Genomic DNA, 17749 nt, shown 5'->3' on the forward strand with positions numbered 1-17749 from the left:
AGACTGTAACCTATGTCTGATTATAAAAGAGTGATTCTTGAACCAGCAGCTCAGAAATTCGCCGATGATAATGCCAAGCCTCCCTTCCTGCCCGATCTGGGTCCGGAAAAAGGCCGCGAAACGGTCAACACCGTTCAGGCTGATGATATCGAAAAACCCGAGGCAGATCTTCAGGATCTGACCGTAACCGGCGGCCCCGGCGGTGAAGTGAAGGTCCGCATTGTTCGTCCAGTAGGAACTTCCGGCACTTCCCTGCCGGTGATTCTCTATATTCATGGAGCAGGCTGGGTATTCGGCAACAGCCACACGCATGACCGGCTCATCCGCGAGCTGACTGTGGGTACGGGCGCTGCCGTGGTATTCCCGGAATACAGCCTGTCCCCGGAAGCCAAATATCCTACAGCCATTGAAGAAATCTACGCGGTCCTGGAATGGATTACCCGTGAAGGCTCCATGTACGGACTGGATGCAACCAGACTGAGTGTGGCCGGAGACAGTGTCGGCGGCAACATGACTGCTGCCATCACCCTGATGGCCAAAGAACGCAGCGGTCCGGCTATCTCTAAGCAATTGCTTTTCTATCCGGTTACAGATGCTTCCTTCGATACCGAATCGTATCATCAGTTCGCGGAAGGCTATTTCCTCCAGCGCGAAGGGATGAAATGGTTCTGGGATCAATATACCACCGATCCTGAGGAGCGGGCACAGATTACGGCCTCTCCGCTACGGGCCAGTCTGGACCAGCTTAGCGGTCTGCCGGAAGCCCTGATTATCACAGGTGAAGCCGACGTGCTTCGTGATGAAGGGGAGGCCTATGCGAATAAGCTCCGCGAAGCAGGAGTCCCTGTCACAGCCGTACGCTTCCAGGGCATCATCCACGATTTCGTGATGCTGAACGCTCTGGCAGATACTAAGGCTAACCAAGGAGCTTTGCTGCTGGCTACAGCTTGGTTGAAGCATTAAGTTACTAGAATATATCGTTATCCAAGCCGAAACGGTACCGTCCTTTTAAAGGACGGTACCGTTTCGGCGAGAAATAGAAGGATAATTTATCGTGTGAAACATATAAATTCTTATATTTCAAAAAATTCAAGCCCGTACCGGAGAATTCCAGTGCGGGCTTGATTACATATATGAGGTTGCCGGAACCGGCAGCAGTCCGATTGAGAACAACCTGCGGTCCGTTTATTTCCGCTGGGAATAGAACTCCGCTGCTTTGATCAGCATATCCTTCAGTGAACCGAAGGAAGTAGTCTTCGATACATGCTCATCGAGCTGACCCTGCGGGAGCGATTTTATCTCCTCTGCCGAGCCGGCAGAGAATCCTCCTTTATGCAGCAGATCCTTCAAGGACTCGAAGGGAGTGAACTTTTGCAGAAAAGAACTCGATAGCAGCTGCTCCAGCGGCAGCTTCTGCAGCAGTTGCTCGACAGGCAGCTTGTCCAGCGGTAATTTCTGCAGCAGCTCGTAGGCACGTCCTTCTTTAAGGGAACCGACTACTCCTTGTATTTTATCGCCTAAGCCTCCAATGTTAAATCCCATAAGGTCAACCTCCTGAATAACTGTAGTTGATCCTTATTACCCCGAATTCAGATCAGCGAATTATATAGGTTGACATAATATTGATTATGTTACTCTATGGCACTTCTCAACCTCACTTGCCTGAACGCAGAAACTCCCCGATCCTCCGGGTGGCTTCTAACAGGCGTTCTTCTTCCTCAACCAGTGCGATCCGCACATACCCTTCCCCTTGGCTGCCAAAAGCATCTCCCGGAATGACCGCTACTCCGGTTCTCTGCAGCAGATCATGCGCGAAGCGGCGCGAACTTCCGGCTTCTCCTGCACTTCCATAGGCATCCGGCAGTCTTGCCCAAATAAACATAGTAGCTTCCGGCGAGGGTACCGCCCAACCTTCAATGTGTAGCGCCTCTACCACAAGATTCCGCCGCCGCTCATATAGCGAAGCCACTCCTTGGTCTGGCCCGGAGACCATCGCTTGCTCCAGCGCGACAACCGCCGCTTCCTGAATCGGCTCGAAGACGCCGTAATCTACATTGCTTTTCAGCTCCCGCAGCGCCCCGACGGCCTGAGCATTACCCGTCATGAAGCCGATGCGGCAGCCGGCCATGTTGAAGCTTTTGGAGAAGGAATGAAATTCAACAGCGGTGTCCCGCGCCCCAGGCACCTGGAGGATGCTGATCGGCTGATATCCATCGAACCCCATCTCTGAATACGCCAGATCATGCACAACCAGCACATCCCACTTACGGGCAAGCTCCACAAGCCGCTCCATATAAGCCATATCCACCGTAACCGAAATCGGATTGCCGGGAAAACTGAGCAGGATAAAAGCCGCTTCGCGCCAGACCTCCTCAGGAATACTGTCCAGATCCGGCCGGAACGTATTCTCCTCCAAGAGAGGCAGCATCCAAGACCTAACCCCTGCTATGGCGAGCGCCCCTGAATAAATGGGATAACCAGGGTCCGGCACAATCGCCAGATCGCCGGGATTACAGATGGCCAGGGCCAGATGCGAGAGTCCATCCTGCGATCCCATCAGGGAGACGATTTCCTCCTCCGGATCTACCTCCGCGCCAAATCGCCGCTTCATCCATCTCGCCGCCTGATTACGGAACGCCGCACTTCCCTTGGACGACGGATAAGCATAGCTATCCTCCCGCAGTACCGCATCGCTTAATGTCTGACGAATCCCGGGCAGAGGCCCCCGGTCCGGACTGCCAATTCCAAGATCGATGATGTTAAGTCCCGATTGCCGGGCTTCCGACTTCCAGGCAGCCACCTCGGCAAAGATTGATGATCCCAGATGAGCCAGCTTGTCTGATCTCCATTTATGCTGCTTGCTGCTATGAATCAATGGACTCCCTCCAGCGAATGTTTTTTTAAATAGTATAGCATGGGTTCCAATCCGAAGAGGAGAAAGAACAGACACATTGCTCTTCTGTCAATAAAGTGGACGCCCAATTAAACGACTGTCTGGTAGTAAAGTTGCTCAAAACGCACTGGCGACATGTATCCCAGAGTACTGTTGGAACGCTTACGGTTGTAAAACAACTCCAAATACCAGTATAGCTTTTGGTATGCCTCTTCCATGGTTTTAAACTTTGGATGACTGTAAATCAACTCGCGCTTCAGAATGCTGTGGAACGCTTCTATACAAGCATTATCGTAGCAGTTGCCCCTGCGGCTCATACTCGCTTTCATACGATAGGTTTGGAGCTGTTTCCGGTAATCCTTGGAGGCATACTGAGATCCTCGGTCGGAGTGGTGTATCAGGTCCTTCCCAGGCTTTTTCGCCTTGTAGGCCTGCTTGAGGGCGTCTAGAACCAGATCTGTGGTCATCCGGTCACTGAGCTTCCACCCCACAATCTGTTTCGTATACAGGTCCAGAATACTCGCCAAATAGAGTTTGCCTTGGCGACATGGAATGTACGTAATATCGGCCACCCATTTTTCATTTGGCCTTGTGGCCGAAAAGTCTTGCTTCAGTTCATTGGGCGCGATCGGCAGATTGTGATTCGAATCCGTGGTCGTGACCCGATATTTACGGGCCATACACGAACGTATCCCTTGCTCGCGCATGAACAGGCCGACGGTACGCTCGGAGACCTTCCAGCCCTCCTTTTGGAGTTCCCGATGAATCCTTGGGCTGCCGTAGGTGCCCCCTGAATCCTGGTGATACCACCGAATACGCTGAATCAGCTTCTCTTTTCGCTCGAGGCGTACCGGCTGCTCTGCCGCACGCCATTTGTAGTACCCGCTTCGGGATACCTTTAGGACCTTGCACATCTTCTCCAATCGAAAATCCGAGCGGTGATCTTCGATAAACTGGAACCTTAGTTCTTTTCTTTGCTGAAGATGTGCAGCGCCTTTTTTAGAATGGCCAGTTCTTCTTTCAGGTCCTCGATTTCACGTTCTTTGCGGTGATTCTCCGCTTCGGCATCCTTAAGCGTCTGTTCAATCTGACGCATTTTCTCCGGATGGTGAATGGCCTCCTGCTCGAATTGGCGGTACTGAGAGATCCATTGGTGAATTGTACTCTTGGGGATATTCAGCTCCTCACAGATATCCCCTATACTCTTGGTCTGCTCCTGCACATATTTCACCGTCTGCTTCTTAAATTCTTCATTGTATCGTTGCCGTCGTTCCCCCACATTGGACACCTTCCTTCGTTAAGCCTATTATCCAGTGTCTCTTAACGTGGCGTCCACTTTTTATTCTAATTGCACATTCTCTGCAATACTCTTTACATGGATTATAATACCATTAATAATATATTATTCTACTAAAAGCACTCTATTTAAGGTGACAACTAGTGCGAGAAGACATATAAAAGTCGATCTGAAGTGAAACAGCGTATAATTTATGTTATACGCTGTTTTTTTAGAGTAGAAAGGGCCGTTTTTCTGCTGAACAAATATGATTTGTTGATTCAGTATGAATTCATTCAGCCTCTTCAGTTATGTAATCCATGTTGGACAGTCCTGTTCGTACACAAAGTCCCCAGCCAAACTGCTCTGTGTTCATCACTTCGGCGTAAATGGTGTTCATTCCGGCTTTCCACTGAACAGGCACCCTGGCATAATCTGAATAGATACGCCCATCACTCACAGGAGGATTCCAACACCAGGTTCCTTGGTAGATTTCTTCTTCATTAACCCACAAATGCACTTGGTCACTGAAACTGAGCGTTATATAACTCTCTGCTTCTTCAGCAAGATGAAAGGTACTTCTTGCCCGCACCACACTCCCTTGCTTAGCAGTGAAGCGGCGATTGAAGTTCAGGATTCCATTTTCTTCTACAACGGCTTTATTCCAGTCGTCCCCAGTTGTTGCAGAAACCATCCATTCGGTTACAAAGGTATCGGCGGACAGCTGCTTTAGATCAGTTTCCCTTCGCGGGATTGGGGCTGGTTGTATTTCTTCGATGACAAGATTGCGTATGTAACAAGGGGCGAATCCCCAGAACCCTATCCTTCCGGCAGGAACTCCGTGCTGAAGATTAGGAATCACCAGTTGAGGAGCGGAATCTTCACCCATATAGACCCATGCACCTTCCGGCTGCACCTCCACGGCAAAATTCACCCATTTCCCCGTCGTATTGGGTAACGGCTTCTGATACTTAGGGCCATTGTGAATTTGCCAGGTCATTGAGCCATTCATAACGGGGTCGTATTGAATTTCGATTGGAGCCAGATAGACCAGCTCATAATTACAGGCATCTTTAGCACCGAATAGAAGTCCAACAAAACCTATTTCTCCAGGAATCGCAACCTCAGCTTGAAGACGATAGCAGGGAAAAGTAATGTCCTCGCGAAGAAACACGGCGGAACCTGCTTGTTCGAGATATGCCGCTTGACGGCCCTTATAGCTTCCCGTGCGGACGCTATAGTCTCCCCATTCAAACCGCTCCAAATCATTCCAAAGGGTAAAAGATAATGGATTCATTTGTCCTCCTCTGTTGATTTGAGATCTCTTATTATAGGTAGAAATTCCTTTATGATTGCATCCACATCCTTCCCATTCGTATTCAGCTTATGTGTATTCAGTTCTTTGTAGTTCTCTAACCGGTTGATGCTATTCTCGATTTCACTCTCGCTTCTTCCATCCTGACGCATACGCTTTATTAACTCTTCTTCAGAACACATTAGCGTAACTTTTATTAGCTCATATCCCTTTCCCTTTAAGCCTGCAAGAATTTCCTCTAATATACTTTCCTTATGAATCACCCAAGAGAAGAATACGTACTCGAACATAGAATTGTCAAGGTACTGATTGAGCATATAATGAATGTTATTCATTACCATAGTTTTGTTCTCTTCGGTAACCTTCCAAGGGTTCATTTGCCAGCACCAATCTCCATCAAGCCACACCGAATGTTGTAATTCTTTATATAGCTTACTGACAATCGTACTTTTTCCGACTCCCATGGTTCCGTTTACGATGACAAGCTTTTTCATAATGCCCTCCTTCGAATGATTTTTTAGCTAAATAAGGCATAGGATAGAGTATTACTGATGAAAGTGGGAACTCACATGTCCAAAAATAAGCGTGGCAAAGCACTTTACACTACCCCCTCGCGGGCCAGGGGCACCTGTCCGATTTGCGGAAGCACCCGAATCAAGCTTTTGTATTTCGGCAAGGGCCCGGCGGGTGAGAAGCTGACGGTCTGCAAAAAATGTGACGGCAAGCAGCAGCAAGCGGTCTGAACTAATGCCCCTCATTCCCGCCTCGCGCCGACTTTCTGCGAATTCAGGGGCATTAGCATAACGCTAACCGCCAGCATAAAGCACAAAGAAACGGCTGCTTGCCTTGCCCTTCATGACAGCAGCCGTTTCACAATTAAGCAAGTCGGCTAGAGACAAATTACTGAAACCCCGATTTCACCCACAGCTTGGAGATATCCAGAAATCCGAAGGAGCCAGCCTGTAGACCAAACAGATTCTGACTTAATTGCGCTTTTTTATTCATGTGACAGCCATACAGTACCCATCCGTTATCACGCAGCTTGCCTTCGGCCAGCTCCAGCACCTCTGCCCTCTCCCCGGCGGCCAACCGTGAGAAAGGCTTTAGCACCTCTGTGAGCTCAGATTTCTGGCTGTCCAGCAGCAGGTGATGCAGATAATTGGACTCATTGCGAAAATAATTGATCATCCCCCACTGCCAGTCATCCTCCAGCACTTCTTCGCAGATCACAAGATCCGCATGGTTCACCAAGTCCGGCAGTTCATAATCTGCTAATGGATACAGCTCAAGCTGTAATCCAATCTTCCTGCTGCGCTCCTGCAGCCAAATTCCCTCATCCCGATCCTCTTTACAGGGCCGGTAGGCCAGCTTCACTACCTCTCCTCTGTATCCGCCGTCCTGAAGCAGCACCTTCGCTTCCTCTAATAACGTTTCTACGAACTCCCGCTTACTGCTCTGCCAGGGAAGGAAGCTGTCTGCCGGCATAATCCGGTTGCCTCCCAGCTCACGGATCAGCGCAAGCTGATTGTAGAGAATACGCATGGCCTGCCGGACTGCGGGATGATGGTGTACGCCTTCTTTTCGAAAATTAAACAGAAGGTATCTGCACCCGACAGCCGGATAATCGATACTGTGGCTCCTCCCCTCCTCTGCTGCGGCCACACTGCTCAGACTGGTACTGGCACCCGTCAGCTGATATTGACGTACCCCCGAGGCCAAATGCGGCAGGTACCAGATCTCGACCCGGTCCAGCAGTGGGCGGATTCCGTAGTAAAGATCGTAAGCGCTGAGTACAAGCACATCCTGGCTCAGATCCACTACCTGATAGGGCCCCGTGCCGACCGGATGCGCAGCGAAATCCACATCGTACGGAACAATCGACATATAGATCGAGCTGAACAGATGCAGGAAGAAGAAATTAGGCTGCACCAGATCAAACCGGATAACGTAATCCCCCTCCAGCTCCACATGCTTGATATCCTCAAAATGACAGATCGCCGGACTTTTAAGTCCGATCAGACGCTGGAGGGTTTCTTTTACATCCCGGGAAGTCATCATGCGGCCGTGGTGGAAGCGCACCCCCTTGCGCAGATAGAACAGGTAACTCGTACTGCTCTCGTTAGCCTCCCACGTGTGGGCCAGCCCCGGCAGGAAAACCCCGTTCTGTGCATCATAGGTAATCAAGGTACTGCAAATATGCCCCAGCAAATAGGTCTCAAAAGCGGTGTATACGGTAGCCGGGTCCAGCTTTTCCATCGCACGGTTACGGGAGATCCGCAGCACCTCCTGCCCGGAAGTGGAGCCGGTTTCGCTCCAGAAGCCCATTTGCTTATCTAGAACCGCCAGCAGGCGTTCTTTGAGCGGCTCGTTAACCGGGTATTGACCAATCAATTCGATGGCAGGCTTAATCCGGCCTTTGTTGACCAGCTCCTGAAATCTCTCCTCCAGCACCTCATCCACATGACGTAAAAAAGTCATTAGCGAGTGATTCCCTCTCCCTCTCCCAGGTATCCAGGCAATCAGCTGCTGCTCCTCCAGCTTCCGCAGAATAAACTTCACATTGCGCGGTGTGCAGCACAGGATACCGGTCAACTGCTCAATCGTCACCGGAATCGGCTGCTGGAGGCTATATACGGGAGCCAGGGCTGCGGCCAAACAGAGATAATGCGTGCTGCTGGTGTCCATAATCTCAATCTCCTTTTAAAAGGTGAAAAGTTACATATAAACCTTACACTTTTACTTCCCCCTTTGTTCTATACAATTATACATAATCATTCGATATGAAGCATGCTTCATAATCAAAAACATGGACTAGGAGACGGGGATTCAAATGAAACAACATCTGCGCCACATTCACCCGCTGGCCTGGACCATCATCATCGGAACGATGTTCGGCCGGCTGGTTACTTCAATGAGTATTCCTTTTCTCTCTATTTATCTCACGCAGGTGCTTGGCGCGTCCGCTACCCAGACCGGGTTCACGGTGGCCGTCAGCTCGTTGGCAGGGGTAATGATTAGCTTCTACGGCGGTTATATCTCGGATGTGATCGGGCGCCGGATCGTCATGCTGGTCTCTGTGTTCGGTTGGGCCTGCGTATTCTTCGGCTTCGCCGCAGCGCAGCATCTGTGGGTCTTCTTCCTGGTGAACACGCTTAACGGACTGTGCCGCGCCGTATTTGAACCGACTTCACGGGCATTATTGTCGGATATTACCCCGCCGGAACAGAAGCTGCTGGTCTTCAATCTGCGGTATGCGGCAGTAAATCTGGGTGTGGTCTTCGGCCCGATTATCGGCCTCCAGCTCGGCTCCGCCAAGTCCACCTTCCCGTTCATGATCGCCGGGATCGTCTATATCGCCTATGGCCTTGTTCTCTTCCTGCAATTCTCGGTCCACCGTGCCAGCCTGCCTGTGCATGGAGAAGCCCGGACCCCGAAGCTGCTGGATGCGCTCGCAGTCACCGGCCGGGACAAGGTATTTCTGCCCGTTCTGCTGGGAACCATCTTTTGCGTACTCGGATATGGCCACTTCAGCTCTACACTGGCGCAGTACCTCGCGATGAACCCCCATTTCAGCAATGGCAGCCAAGTTTTCTCTTATATGCTGTCGCTTAATGCAGTGACGGTGCTGGTCGTTCAGTATCCTATTGTGCGTACAGCCAGCAAGTTCCCGCCAATTATCCCGCTGATTCTGGGCAATGTCTGCGTAGCCCTTAGTCTGCTGCTGTTCGGGATGCCTGGAGGGGTACCCCTACTGATGTTCAGCGTGGTTCTGTTCACTGTCGGGGAAGTCCTGCTCTTCACGATGATGGATATGCTGATCGACCGGATTGCCAAGCCGGAGTGGAAAGGCACTTACTTCGGTACGATTGGCTTCAATAATATAGGCAGCGTCATGGCGCCTATTCTCGGAGGATTGCTGCTGGATCATTTCGGCGTTCTGAACGGGCCCGCTGTGTTCGTGCCGCTTGCGCTGACCACGGCGCTCGGTCTTCCTTTCCTGATTACCGCACATAAAAGACTCCGCATCCGCGAGCTTGCTGAAACAAGTGCGCAGCGTGAGCTTGGTGCTTGAGGTATTTGAGACTAAGATAAACCCCAGACCTGCTGTGAAGCGGGGGTGGGGTTTATTGATATATACTTATCATTGTTTTTAACTCTTGTGATCGTCTCTAATAATCAATTAGTTAACATAATATTTGTTATGTTGATAAATAATGATTATACTGCAACTAAAGCGCCCATGGACCCTCCCAGTCCTAGTGAAATCGGTTTTCCGATTACATTCCGCCCATGGACTCTCCCAGTGCCCAATGTGGTCGGTTTTTCGATTACATTCCCGCTCCATAGCTCTACAATACAACCCCATCCCGCTTCAGCTGCTCCTGCAGCTGCGGAATATCGAGCGCCTGCGGCTTCACCCCTGCGGCAGCCGCGAGCGCTGCCGCTGTTCCGGCTGCCTGGCCCGTAGCCATGCAGCTTGGTGTCAAGCGGGTCGTGGCCAGCGCTTCGTGCGAAGTCGAGATGCATCTGCCTGCGGCAAGCAGATTGGACACATTGGCGGATAGCAGACAGCCGTACGGAATATCGTATGCGCCGTCTCCGGCGATGAAGGAGGCTGTTACCCCCTTGCCGGACGGATCATGAATGTCGATCGGGTAGCCGCTGCGGGCAATGACATCACTGAACTTCCGGCCTTCTACGACGTCTTCCTTGGTCAGCTGGTAATAGCCTTTGATCCGCCGTGATTCGCGGATGCCAATCTGCGGCGCTACCGCTGAGATTGAGGCCCGTTCGAAGCCCGGAATGTCGCGCTTCAGGAACTCGGCCATAAGCAGCACCTGCTTGCGGCCCTCCTGTTCGGCCAAGGTCAGATCCTCTGCACTCGTTGCGTCCAGACCCTGAACGCGGGTACAGTTGATCAGCACCTCGTCGTCTGCCGGACCGGCAAAGAACAATACCTGGTCACGGTTAATCGGCACCTCGGCCCGCTTCCATTGCGAGTAGAACCCGCTTACCCCGGTCAGCGGCAGGTCCGGCAGCTCGGCGATCGGCGTTTTGCTGTAGAACTCCTCGGGATGACTGATCATATATGCTTTGACCTTATGCAAATCAACGCCGCGCATTCTGAACTTCATCGTCATCGGCTGGGAACGGTTATCCCCCTCCCGGCCCTGCAGCGTTTCGGCCCCGGACAGCTTGGCTACGTCGGCATCTCCGCTGCAATCCACGAAGATACGCCCCGTAACAGGCGTGCGTCCAGATTTGTTAGTCACGACGACATGTTCAATGACGCCGTCACGGGTCATCACCTCATCCACAAAGCTGTGCAGCAGCAGCTTCACCCCGGCTTCGCGCAGCATATCTGTAGCTACCACTTGATAAATCTCAGGATGGTACGGCGTCAGCGTATGCACGAAGCCGACCGTATCCCGCAGATGGCCCGGCGAACCGCCGCTGGCCTGCAGCCGGTCTACAATTTCCTGGGCGATGCCCTTAATGACCTGTTCACCTGAGTCTGTGTGAAAGGTCATCCAAGGATAGACCATAGCAGCGGTAGACATTCCGCCTACGAACCCGTATCGTTCAATGAGCACCGTCTGCGCCCCCAGCCGTCCGGCGGCAATAGCCGCCGTGATTCCTGCCGGGCCTCCCCCTACAACAACGACCTCTGCCTCTATTGCAGGATTCATATCATCTACTCCTCTCTGGTATGTTATTCCTTCCTGGTATGCTATTCCTTCAGCCCCGTCATAGCTACGCCCTCGATGAACCGCTTCTGCGCCAGGAAGAAAACGATCAGCAGCGGCACGGTTGCCATGACGGTGGCGCTCATCAGATAATGCCAGGAAGTGCCCACTTCATCTGTAAACAACGATAATCCCAGCGGCAAGGTCATCAGCTCACGCGTATTAATGAAAATAAGCGGGTCGAAGAATTCATTCCAGATGGACACGAACGTGAAAATCGTCAGTGTTGCCATCCCGGGACGGGCAATCGGCAGCATGATCATCCAGTAAATGCGGAACCGGCTGCAGCCGTCGATCATCGCCGCTTCCTCAAGCTCCGTGGGTACAGTGATGAAAAATTGGCGCATGACGAAGATCCCGAACACACCGCTTGCGCCGAAGATCGGCAACAGAATCAACGGCAGATGCGTGTCAATCCAGCCCAGGTCGCGCATGAACAGGAACATCGGGATCGCCGTCACTTCATGCGGGATCATCATGGCACTGAGCAGCACCAGAAATACGGCATTTCTTCCGGTGAAGGGAATCTTGGCAAACGCATAACCGGCCAGCGAAGCGAAAAACACTGTTCCCGCCACGACGACAAATGAGATATAGATGCTGTTAAAATAGAAGCGGTGAAACGGGATCAGCGTAAAGACATCCACATAATTCTGAAACTGAAATACCGGCGGAATCAGCTGCGGCGGGTAGGTGAAAATATCCTGCGGCCGTTTGAAGGAAGTAGACAGCATCCACAGAAACGGAATAAGCATAATCAGCGATACCGCCGTTAATGCAGCATACACTCCTGCTACAGACCACTTTTTGCCGGCGCTAGGCATCGCTCTCATTGAATACCCACCTCTTTCGCAGCTGCCACTGCAGCAGAGTCAAGATCAACACCACAAAGAACAACACAAATGCAAGCGCCGAAGCGTAGCCCATCTGGAACAGCTTGAACGCTTTTTCCCAGATGTAATAGACCAGTACCTTGGTGCTGTTACTCGGCCCGCCCTGGGTCATCACATAGATCTGGCCGAACACCTTCAGCGAGCCAATTACGGTCATCACCACGGTCAGAAATACGGTTGGCGTAATCATGGGAAGGGTCACGTTGAAAAAGGTTTTGGTCTTGCCTGCCCCGTCCAGCTCAGCCGCCTCGTAGAGCGAACGCGATACCTGCTGGATCGCAGCGATGAAGAGCACCATATTTAGCCCCACGTTCTTCAGTACACTTGTCACGATAACAGCCGGCATTGCCAGTCTCTCGTCATACAGCCAAGCTGCCCCTTTAATGTTGAAGAGCATCAAGAGCTGATTGATCAGCCCGGAATCGGTCGCGAACATGTACTTCCAGACGATGGACCAGACGATCAGCGAAGTCATTACGGGAACGAAGATCGCGGTACGGAAGATGCCGATGCCCTTCAGGCTACGGGATAACAGCAGCGCCAGCATCAGAGCCAGCACAATGTTAAACGGCACCAGACCCAGTGTGAAATAAGCCGTGTTGCCGAAGACCTTCCAGAACAGCGGGTCCACCGCAATATCCTTGTAATTTTCCAGACCGACAAACCGGTGCTCGCCAAGCAGCGGCCAGTCATTTAGGCTCATATAGAGCGCTTTCCCCATTGGAAATAACAATAATAACGTGAAACCAAGCAGCATTGGCGATATAAAAAGCCATCCGGTCACCTGTGCCTCGCGGGCAAGCGGACCCTTGTTTCGTCTCTTGAGCTTTCTGTTCATGCCGGAATTCACCGCCCCCTAGCTCAATTTGTCTATGGCACCACGGAACGAGCTAACCGCACGCCGCAGCTCATCTTCTGTCTTGCCCGTCACCACTGCACCTAACATGATCGCTTTCACTCCCGCGCGCTGCAAGGACGGTACATCTCCTGTAACCAGCTTACGCTGGGAAGGCACCAGGACGGGAAGACCGGAATGGTCGGCCAAATACCGGTATTTCAGCAGATCTGCGAAGCTAAGACCCGTCCCGTATTCGCTGCCAGGTACAATCGAAGCTTCAAGCGCTGTGATCCCGAACTGCGCCCCTTCCCGGACCTGACTGAGATCATAGGTGTCATTAATGGCAAAGGTCCGGTCCAAGCTGTGATCCTCCAGCATAAAGGACGGCAGATGATGGGCATAGATCGAATAGAAATCGAACCCGAGCGGAGCAAGCCGCCTAATCTCTTCTTCCGACACACCCCCTAAGCTGCCTGAGGGCACTACCCCAAAGGGACCGTCAAAGGTAGAGCGGATCTCGCTAAAAATATCTTCATAGCCCTCAAGCGGACCGAAATGCGTACCGCTGGCCCGGTGGCCGACATTAAAATGAACCTTCAAAGCATCGGCGCCTTCCTCAAGCGCTGCCTTTGCCAGTCTTACATCATTGGCAGGAAGGCTGATGATCAAGGACAGGCCGCTTTGCTCCAATCTGCGCTTCAATTTACCCATTGTATTTCGCTCCCCATTTCGGGCGGTCCGTCAAGCCGGACGCTGCACTCTGTTGAACGCCGGTTGACGGACCCTTGCCCGGAGTCTTATTTCAAAATAGCCTCGACATCGCTCTGCATCTTCGCCATATTGTCCTTGGCGGACGCGGATTGGCCGAACAGGCGGTCAAAGCCTTGCAGCACAGCATTGTCGATATCCTGCCAGCGGAAGTGGCCTGGAATGATGCGCGCCTTCGGCATTTCATCGATAACAGCTTGCACGATGTGCTCGGCTGGCGGGTTGTTCGGCTGATTCAGGAACGCATCGGAACTCAGCACCGATGTGCGCGGAGGTACGAAATAAGTGGAAGTCGCCTCAATGCCTGACTGGCTGGCGAACAGCTTGAGCAGTTTTTTGGCTTCCTCCGGATGCTTGCTGTCCTTGAACAGCGTATAGCCTGCTTGGCCCAGCATCGGAACACTGCCTGCGGAGCCGGACGGCATCGGTGCAATGCTCCATTCAAACCCTTTAATGTCACGCGCTTTCGAGACATAGCTGTAGTTGTCGAAGAACATTCCCAGATTCCCCGCATCGAAGCTGATCTGCTCGCCTGCTTTCGGGTGGGATTCGTCCTTATACATCATCCGCTCCAGCAGCTCCAGGGTCTCCACGCCGTACTGGTCGTTCCAGGTGAAAGCGGTCAGATCCTCATTGAACGGGCCGCTTCCATAAGACCAGGCGTACGAAGACAGAATGGCCCAGGTCTTCCAGTCACGGAAGAAGTTCGCGCCATATACCCGGCCCCCAGCGTCTTTGACAGCAATTGCTTTGGCGGATTCCTCGAAGGTCTTCCAGGTCCATTTCCCTTCGGAGGCCAGTGTATTCGGGTCGGTCAGGTTCGCCTTATCGAACAGCGTCTTGTTGTAGAACATGACCACCGGCGGTGTCGAGAACGGCAGGCCAAGCAATTGATCCCCGTCCCGGAACAAATCTAGCGTGCTCGGAATATAATCATCCAGGTTAAAGGAAGCATCGTCTTTGAAGGAGGAGACATCCGCCAGAATCCCGTTGGCCTTGAACTGCGGGATCATCCGCTCCGATACCCAGGCGATATCCGGAAGGGATTTCCCTGCGGCCAGCACGGATATTTTCTGCTGATAATCCGTGAATGGCACCGAATCCATGGTCACCTTAATGCCCGGATTATCTGCTTCAAATTGGCTGATCAGCTTGTTGTAAACATCCATATGCCCTTGATTGCCCCACATCAGAAACTTTAACTCCACATCTCCCTGTTTCCCGGGACTCTCAGCATTTCCGCTTGCTGTGGGCTTGGCACAACCTGCCGTTAAACCCAGCAGCATGGCTGAAAGAAGCACTGCTCCTGCTTTTTTCATGAATATCCCCCTTTGATATGTTAGTTTTAATGACTCTTTTAGTATAAAGGAGACGTATCCGGTGTAGAAATCATCCAAAATACAGGAATGGTTCGTTATATTTATGTTTTTACGTTAGATTAACTAACATTTCATTCTTGACTATTAAATTGATTGCGGTATTCTCCACCCGTCATCCCCGTCTGCTGCTTGAACACCAGCATGAAATGCTTCGGGCTTTGATGGCCGGATAGCCGGGCGACATCATAAATTTTGAGCTGGGTATGGCTGAGCAGCCATTTCGCACGTTCCATCCGGGAATCGGTTACATAGTCTGAATAATTGCAGCCCGCCTCCCCCTTGAACAGCTGGCTCAGATACGTAGCGTTCAGATTGACATGGGAAGCTACCGTCTGCAGCCGCAGATCACCGTCAATATGCAGTCTGACATATTCCTTAACATCCCGTATGATCTTGCGCGTATCTCCCCCGCTCTCCACCCGCAGCGGGCCTGGCGTATGTTCCAGGGAAGATATGCCATGACGCTTATCGAGCAGCAACCGTGCTTTTTCCATCACACTAACCAGTTCATGACGTTCTACCGGCTTTAACAGGTAATGAAGAACGCCGTATTCAATGGCTTTTTGGGCGTATTCGAATTCGCCGTATCCACTCACAATGATGACGAGCAGCCCGGGATACATCGACTTCACCTTTTCGGCCAGCGCCAGACCGTCCATTTCCTTCATACGGATATCGGTAATCATTACGTCCGGCAGCTCAGACTTTAAGTACAGCAGCGCTTCCCGTCCACCCGGCATTTCAGCCGTCACCTCAAAAAAGGGCGCCGACCGGCTAATCAGCTCACGCATCCCTTGTCTAATTACGATTTCGTCCTCTACGAGCAGCACTTTATACATCCTCTTCTCCCCCTGATTCCGGTATCGTTATTGTAATGGTCACGGCCAGCCCTTGCCCCGGACTTCCGTCAACCGTGAGACTCCCGCCTTCCCCGTACAGCAGCTTGATCCGCTGGCCGATATTGCGCAGCCCCAGACTCTCCTCCTCGCTGCGCCGGAGCGAATCCATGGAGGGATCTTGTTCGATCTCCCGGTTCAGCTCCGTGAGTGCCTCCTCCTCTAATCCGTTCCCGTCGTCGCGGACCGTAATTAATAGCTCGTTGTCAAAACGCAGCGCTGACACCCAGATCGTCCCTTCTTCGCGCCCCGCGATCCCGTGCTCAATGGCGTTCTCCACCAGCGGCTGAATCGTGAGCTTCGGTATGCGCAAATGCAGTACTTCTTCTTCAATCTCGTTATGCACCGTCAGCTTCCCGCCGAAACGAATCTGCTGGATACGCACATAGGAGTCTACGAACGCAATTTCCTCTCCCAGCGATACGAGCCGGCCGGCCTTGTCAATCGTATAGCGAAGCAGCTTGCCCAGTGCGGATACCATATCCGATACCTCATCATGCCTGCGCTGGACGGCCATCATATTGATCGATTCCAGCGTATTATAGATAAAATGCGGGTTGATCTGACTCTGCAGGGCGGACAGCTCTGCCTCCTTTTCCCGGAGGCGGGTCACGAGCACCTCATGAAACAGGCGGTTGATTTCGTCCATCATCTTATTGAATCCGCGCCCTAGCTGCCCGAATTCATCTCCCCCCAGCGGACTAACCCGCATGTTGAAATCGCCCCGCTCCACCCTGGACATATTGCTCTTGAGCTCCACCAGCGGGAGGGTAATCCGGTAAGATACCGCATAAGCGAGCAGCAGCACCGTCACCAGGCAAAAGAGGGCAAGCCATAACGTGAAAATCATCAACGCACGCGACTCCTTCTGAATGACTCCGATCGGAGTCAAGCCGATCACGGACAAGCCCGAATACGGGGACTTATGGCTGATAAACAAATAATCTGTGCCGCCCAGCCTCTCCCGCTCCCCGCCACGCAGCTCTTTAATCCGCCCGGAGCCCATAAGCTGGCCGTAGGCCGACTGCCCGTTATCCGGCTTTTGCTCATACAGCAGCCGCTGATCTCCATCAATGATCATCAGATTCGTGGACTCTTCAATCTTCAGCTTCGCAAAAACAGAGCCAAAGGCCGATTGCTTAGCGTCAATAAGGATGTAACCCAGACGCCTTAGCGTCCTGGGTTCCTTGATAACTCTGGCCACCGAAATATAAGATGAGGGGTCGGTTCCGGCATAATAAGACGGACGATGCGGAGGAAGAATGATCCACTCGCCGTCCGACCGCGTAAGGGCGCTGAACCATTCGTCATGCCTGGCATCCCACGAGGTGTTGACCGCAAGCGGTTCTACATTGGAGAACAGGGTTCCGCTGTTGCTCAGCAGGTGAATGCCCCGGATTTCCGGTCGGTCATAGGCCTGTGCAGAGGTATATAGCTTCATTTTCTGATAATCGTCAGACAGCGCCCATGTGCCTGAGCCCATAGGACCATCATATTTAGCCAGAATAGATAACACCTGCTCGTCATACAATGGCATCAGCGACAACCGCTCCAGATCCTTCAGCAGCCTATCCAGATTGGCGTTGGCCTGTCCGGCGACATCTACCGTATATTGCTTTGTTTTCTCGTTCAAGGTGGAGGAGAAATGACGGTACGTCACCATCCCCTGTACACTTAACGGCAGCAGCGTCAGCATGGTGAACAAGAGCAGCAGTCTGGTGCGCATTTTACTTCTTCTCAACCG

The 17749-nt window shown here is 52.1% G+C and carries 17 protein-coding genes; 3 read left to right on the forward strand and 14 right to left on the reverse strand.

Features of this window, described 5'->3' with window-relative positions:
* Window positions 1–12 precede the first annotated feature (12 nt).
* Window positions 13–963 (forward strand): alpha/beta hydrolase, encoded by a 951-nt coding sequence (locus NYE24_RS05100; RefSeq protein ID WP_342478224.1) that lies wholly within the window; start codon window positions 13–15, stop codon window positions 961–963.
* A 222-nt stretch (window positions 964–1185) separates the two neighbouring features.
* On the opposite strand, the gene NYE24_RS05105 is transcribed toward NYE24_RS05100, so the two are convergent.
* The 6 genes from NYE24_RS05105 to NYE24_RS05130 form a co-directional block, all read right to left on the reverse strand.
* On the reverse strand, window positions 1186–1542 hold the full coding sequence (locus NYE24_RS05105) for a hypothetical protein (RefSeq protein WP_342478225.1): 357 nt from the start codon (window positions 1540–1542) through the stop codon (window positions 1186–1188).
* Window positions 1543–1654: 112 nt separating this feature from the next.
* On the reverse strand, window positions 1655–2875 hold the full coding sequence (locus NYE24_RS05110) for an aminotransferase class I/II-fold pyridoxal phosphate-dependent enzyme (protein ID WP_342478226.1): 1221 nt from the start codon (window positions 2873–2875) through the stop codon (window positions 1655–1657).
* Window positions 2876–2982: 107 nt separating this feature from the next.
* Window positions 2983–3843 (reverse strand): IS3 family transposase, encoded by an 861-nt coding sequence (locus NYE24_RS05115; protein WP_342479201.1) that lies wholly within the window; start codon window positions 3841–3843, stop codon window positions 2983–2985.
* An 11-nt stretch (window positions 3844–3854) separates the two neighbouring features.
* Window positions 3855–4172: a transposase gene (locus NYE24_RS05120; RefSeq protein ID WP_342477004.1), complete on the reverse strand. Its 318-nt coding sequence runs from the start codon at window positions 4170–4172 to the stop codon at window positions 3855–3857.
* Between the two features lie 289 nt (window positions 4173–4461).
* Window positions 4462–5466: a hypothetical protein gene (locus NYE24_RS05125; RefSeq protein WP_342478227.1), complete on the reverse strand. Its 1005-nt coding sequence runs from the start codon at window positions 5464–5466 to the stop codon at window positions 4462–4464.
* Window positions 5463–5978 carry an AAA family ATPase gene (locus NYE24_RS05130; RefSeq protein WP_342478228.1) on the reverse strand — a complete coding sequence of 172 codons (516 nt, stop codon included), beginning with the start codon at window positions 5976–5978 and terminating at the stop codon, window positions 5463–5465. Before NYE24_RS05130 ends, NYE24_RS05125 begins: the two co-directional genes overlap by 4 nt.
* 75 nt (window positions 5979–6053) lie before the next feature.
* On the opposite strand from NYE24_RS05130, the gene NYE24_RS05135 reads away from it, so the two are divergent.
* Entirely contained in the window at window positions 6054–6227 is a 174-nt protein-coding gene (locus NYE24_RS05135; protein WP_179090462.1) for a hypothetical protein, read from the forward strand.
* A gap of 157 nt (window positions 6228–6384) precedes the next feature.
* Here NYE24_RS05135 and NYE24_RS05140 read toward each other — a convergent pair whose 3' ends face one another.
* Window positions 6385–8169, reverse strand: coding sequence for an ABC transporter substrate-binding protein (locus NYE24_RS05140; protein ID WP_342478229.1), 1785 nt, complete (start codon window positions 8167–8169; stop codon window positions 6385–6387).
* Window positions 8170–8314: 145 nt separating this feature from the next.
* Between NYE24_RS05140 and NYE24_RS05145 the strand changes: the two genes are divergently transcribed.
* Window positions 8315–9556, forward strand: coding sequence for an MFS transporter (locus NYE24_RS05145; protein ID WP_342478230.1), 1242 nt, complete (start codon window positions 8315–8317; stop codon window positions 9554–9556).
* A 277-nt stretch (window positions 9557–9833) separates the two neighbouring features.
* On the opposite strand, the gene NYE24_RS05150 is transcribed toward NYE24_RS05145, so the two are convergent.
* The 7 genes from NYE24_RS05150 to NYE24_RS05180 all read right to left on the reverse strand — a co-directional run bounded on the left by NYE24_RS05150 (window position 9834) and on the right by NYE24_RS05180 (window position 17731).
* Window positions 9834–11201: an FAD-dependent oxidoreductase gene (locus NYE24_RS05150; protein ID WP_342479202.1), complete on the reverse strand. Its 1368-nt coding sequence runs from the start codon at window positions 11199–11201 to the stop codon at window positions 9834–9836.
* 14 nt (window positions 11202–11215) lie between these two features.
* Window positions 11216–12064, reverse strand: coding sequence for a carbohydrate ABC transporter permease (locus NYE24_RS05155; RefSeq protein WP_342478231.1), 849 nt, complete (start codon window positions 12062–12064; stop codon window positions 11216–11218).
* Window positions 12048–12962 carry a sugar ABC transporter permease gene (locus NYE24_RS05160; protein ID WP_341025522.1) on the reverse strand — a complete coding sequence of 305 codons (915 nt, stop codon included), beginning with the start codon at window positions 12960–12962 and terminating at the stop codon, window positions 12048–12050. The genes NYE24_RS05155 and NYE24_RS05160 overlap by 17 nt, the downstream gene beginning before the upstream one ends.
* 18 nt (window positions 12963–12980) lie before the next feature.
* Complete coding sequence (locus tag NYE24_RS05165) at window positions 12981–13673, reverse strand: hypothetical protein (protein WP_342478232.1); 693 nt, start codon at window positions 13671–13673, stop codon at window positions 12981–12983.
* 86 nt (window positions 13674–13759) lie between these two features.
* Window positions 13760–15049: a sugar ABC transporter substrate-binding protein gene (locus NYE24_RS05170; protein WP_342478233.1), complete on the reverse strand. Its 1290-nt coding sequence runs from the start codon at window positions 15047–15049 to the stop codon at window positions 13760–13762.
* A gap of 131 nt (window positions 15050–15180) precedes the next feature.
* Window positions 15181–15948 carry a response regulator gene (locus NYE24_RS05175; RefSeq protein ID WP_036695404.1) on the reverse strand — a complete coding sequence of 256 codons (768 nt, stop codon included), beginning with the start codon at window positions 15946–15948 and terminating at the stop codon, window positions 15181–15183.
* Window positions 15941–17731, reverse strand: coding sequence for a sensor histidine kinase (locus NYE24_RS05180; protein WP_342478234.1), 1791 nt, complete (start codon window positions 17729–17731; stop codon window positions 15941–15943). The genes NYE24_RS05175 and NYE24_RS05180 overlap by 8 nt, the downstream gene beginning before the upstream one ends.
* Window positions 17732–17749 lie beyond the last annotated feature (18 nt).

This window comes from Paenibacillus sp. FSL H7-0350, from assembly GCF_038593195.1.
Lineage (GTDB): Bacteria > Bacillota > Bacilli > Paenibacillales > Paenibacillaceae > Paenibacillus_AQ.

Bases quoted from the DNA above. Each gene is read 5' to 3' on its own strand.
- NYE24_RS05125 (WP_342478227.1), bottom strand. From the start codon at position 5,466: ATGAATCCATTATCTTTTACCCTTTGGAATGATTTGGAGCGGTTTGAA.
- NYE24_RS05100 (WP_342478224.1), top strand. From the start codon at position 13: ATGTCTGATTATAAAAGAGTGATTCTTGAACCAGCAGCTCAGAAATTC.
- NYE24_RS05130 (WP_342478228.1), bottom strand. From the start codon at position 5,978: ATGAAAAAGCTTGTCATCGTAAACGGAACCATGGGAGTCGGAAAAAGT.
- NYE24_RS05170 (WP_342478233.1), bottom strand. From the start codon at position 15,049: ATGAAAAAAGCAGGAGCAGTGCTTCTTTCAGCCATGCTGCTGGGTTTA.
- NYE24_RS05105 (WP_342478225.1), bottom strand. From the start codon at position 1,542: ATGGGATTTAACATTGGAGGCTTAGGCGATAAAATACAAGGAGTAGTC.
- NYE24_RS05145 (WP_342478230.1), top strand. From the start codon at position 8,315: ATGAAACAACATCTGCGCCACATTCACCCGCTGGCCTGGACCATCATC.
- NYE24_RS05175 (WP_036695404.1), bottom strand. From the start codon at position 15,948: ATGTATAAAGTGCTGCTCGTAGAGGACGAAATCGTAATTAGACAAGGG.
- NYE24_RS05140 (WP_342478229.1), bottom strand. From the start codon at position 8,169: ATGGACACCAGCAGCACGCATTATCTCTGTTTGGCCGCAGCCCTGGCT.
- NYE24_RS05160 (WP_341025522.1), bottom strand. From the start codon at position 12,962: ATGAACAGAAAGCTCAAGAGACGAAACAAGGGTCCGCTTGCCCGCGAG.
- NYE24_RS05165 (WP_342478232.1), bottom strand. From the start codon at position 13,673: ATGGGTAAATTGAAGCGCAGATTGGAGCAAAGCGGCCTGTCCTTGATC.
- NYE24_RS05135 (WP_179090462.1), top strand. From the start codon at position 6,054: ATGTCCAAAAATAAGCGTGGCAAAGCACTTTACACTACCCCCTCGCGG.
- NYE24_RS05155 (WP_342478231.1), bottom strand. From the start codon at position 12,064: ATGAGAGCGATGCCTAGCGCCGGCAAAAAGTGGTCTGTAGCAGGAGTG.
- NYE24_RS05180 (WP_342478234.1), bottom strand. From the start codon at position 17,731: ATGCGCACCAGACTGCTGCTCTTGTTCACCATGCTGACGCTGCTGCCG.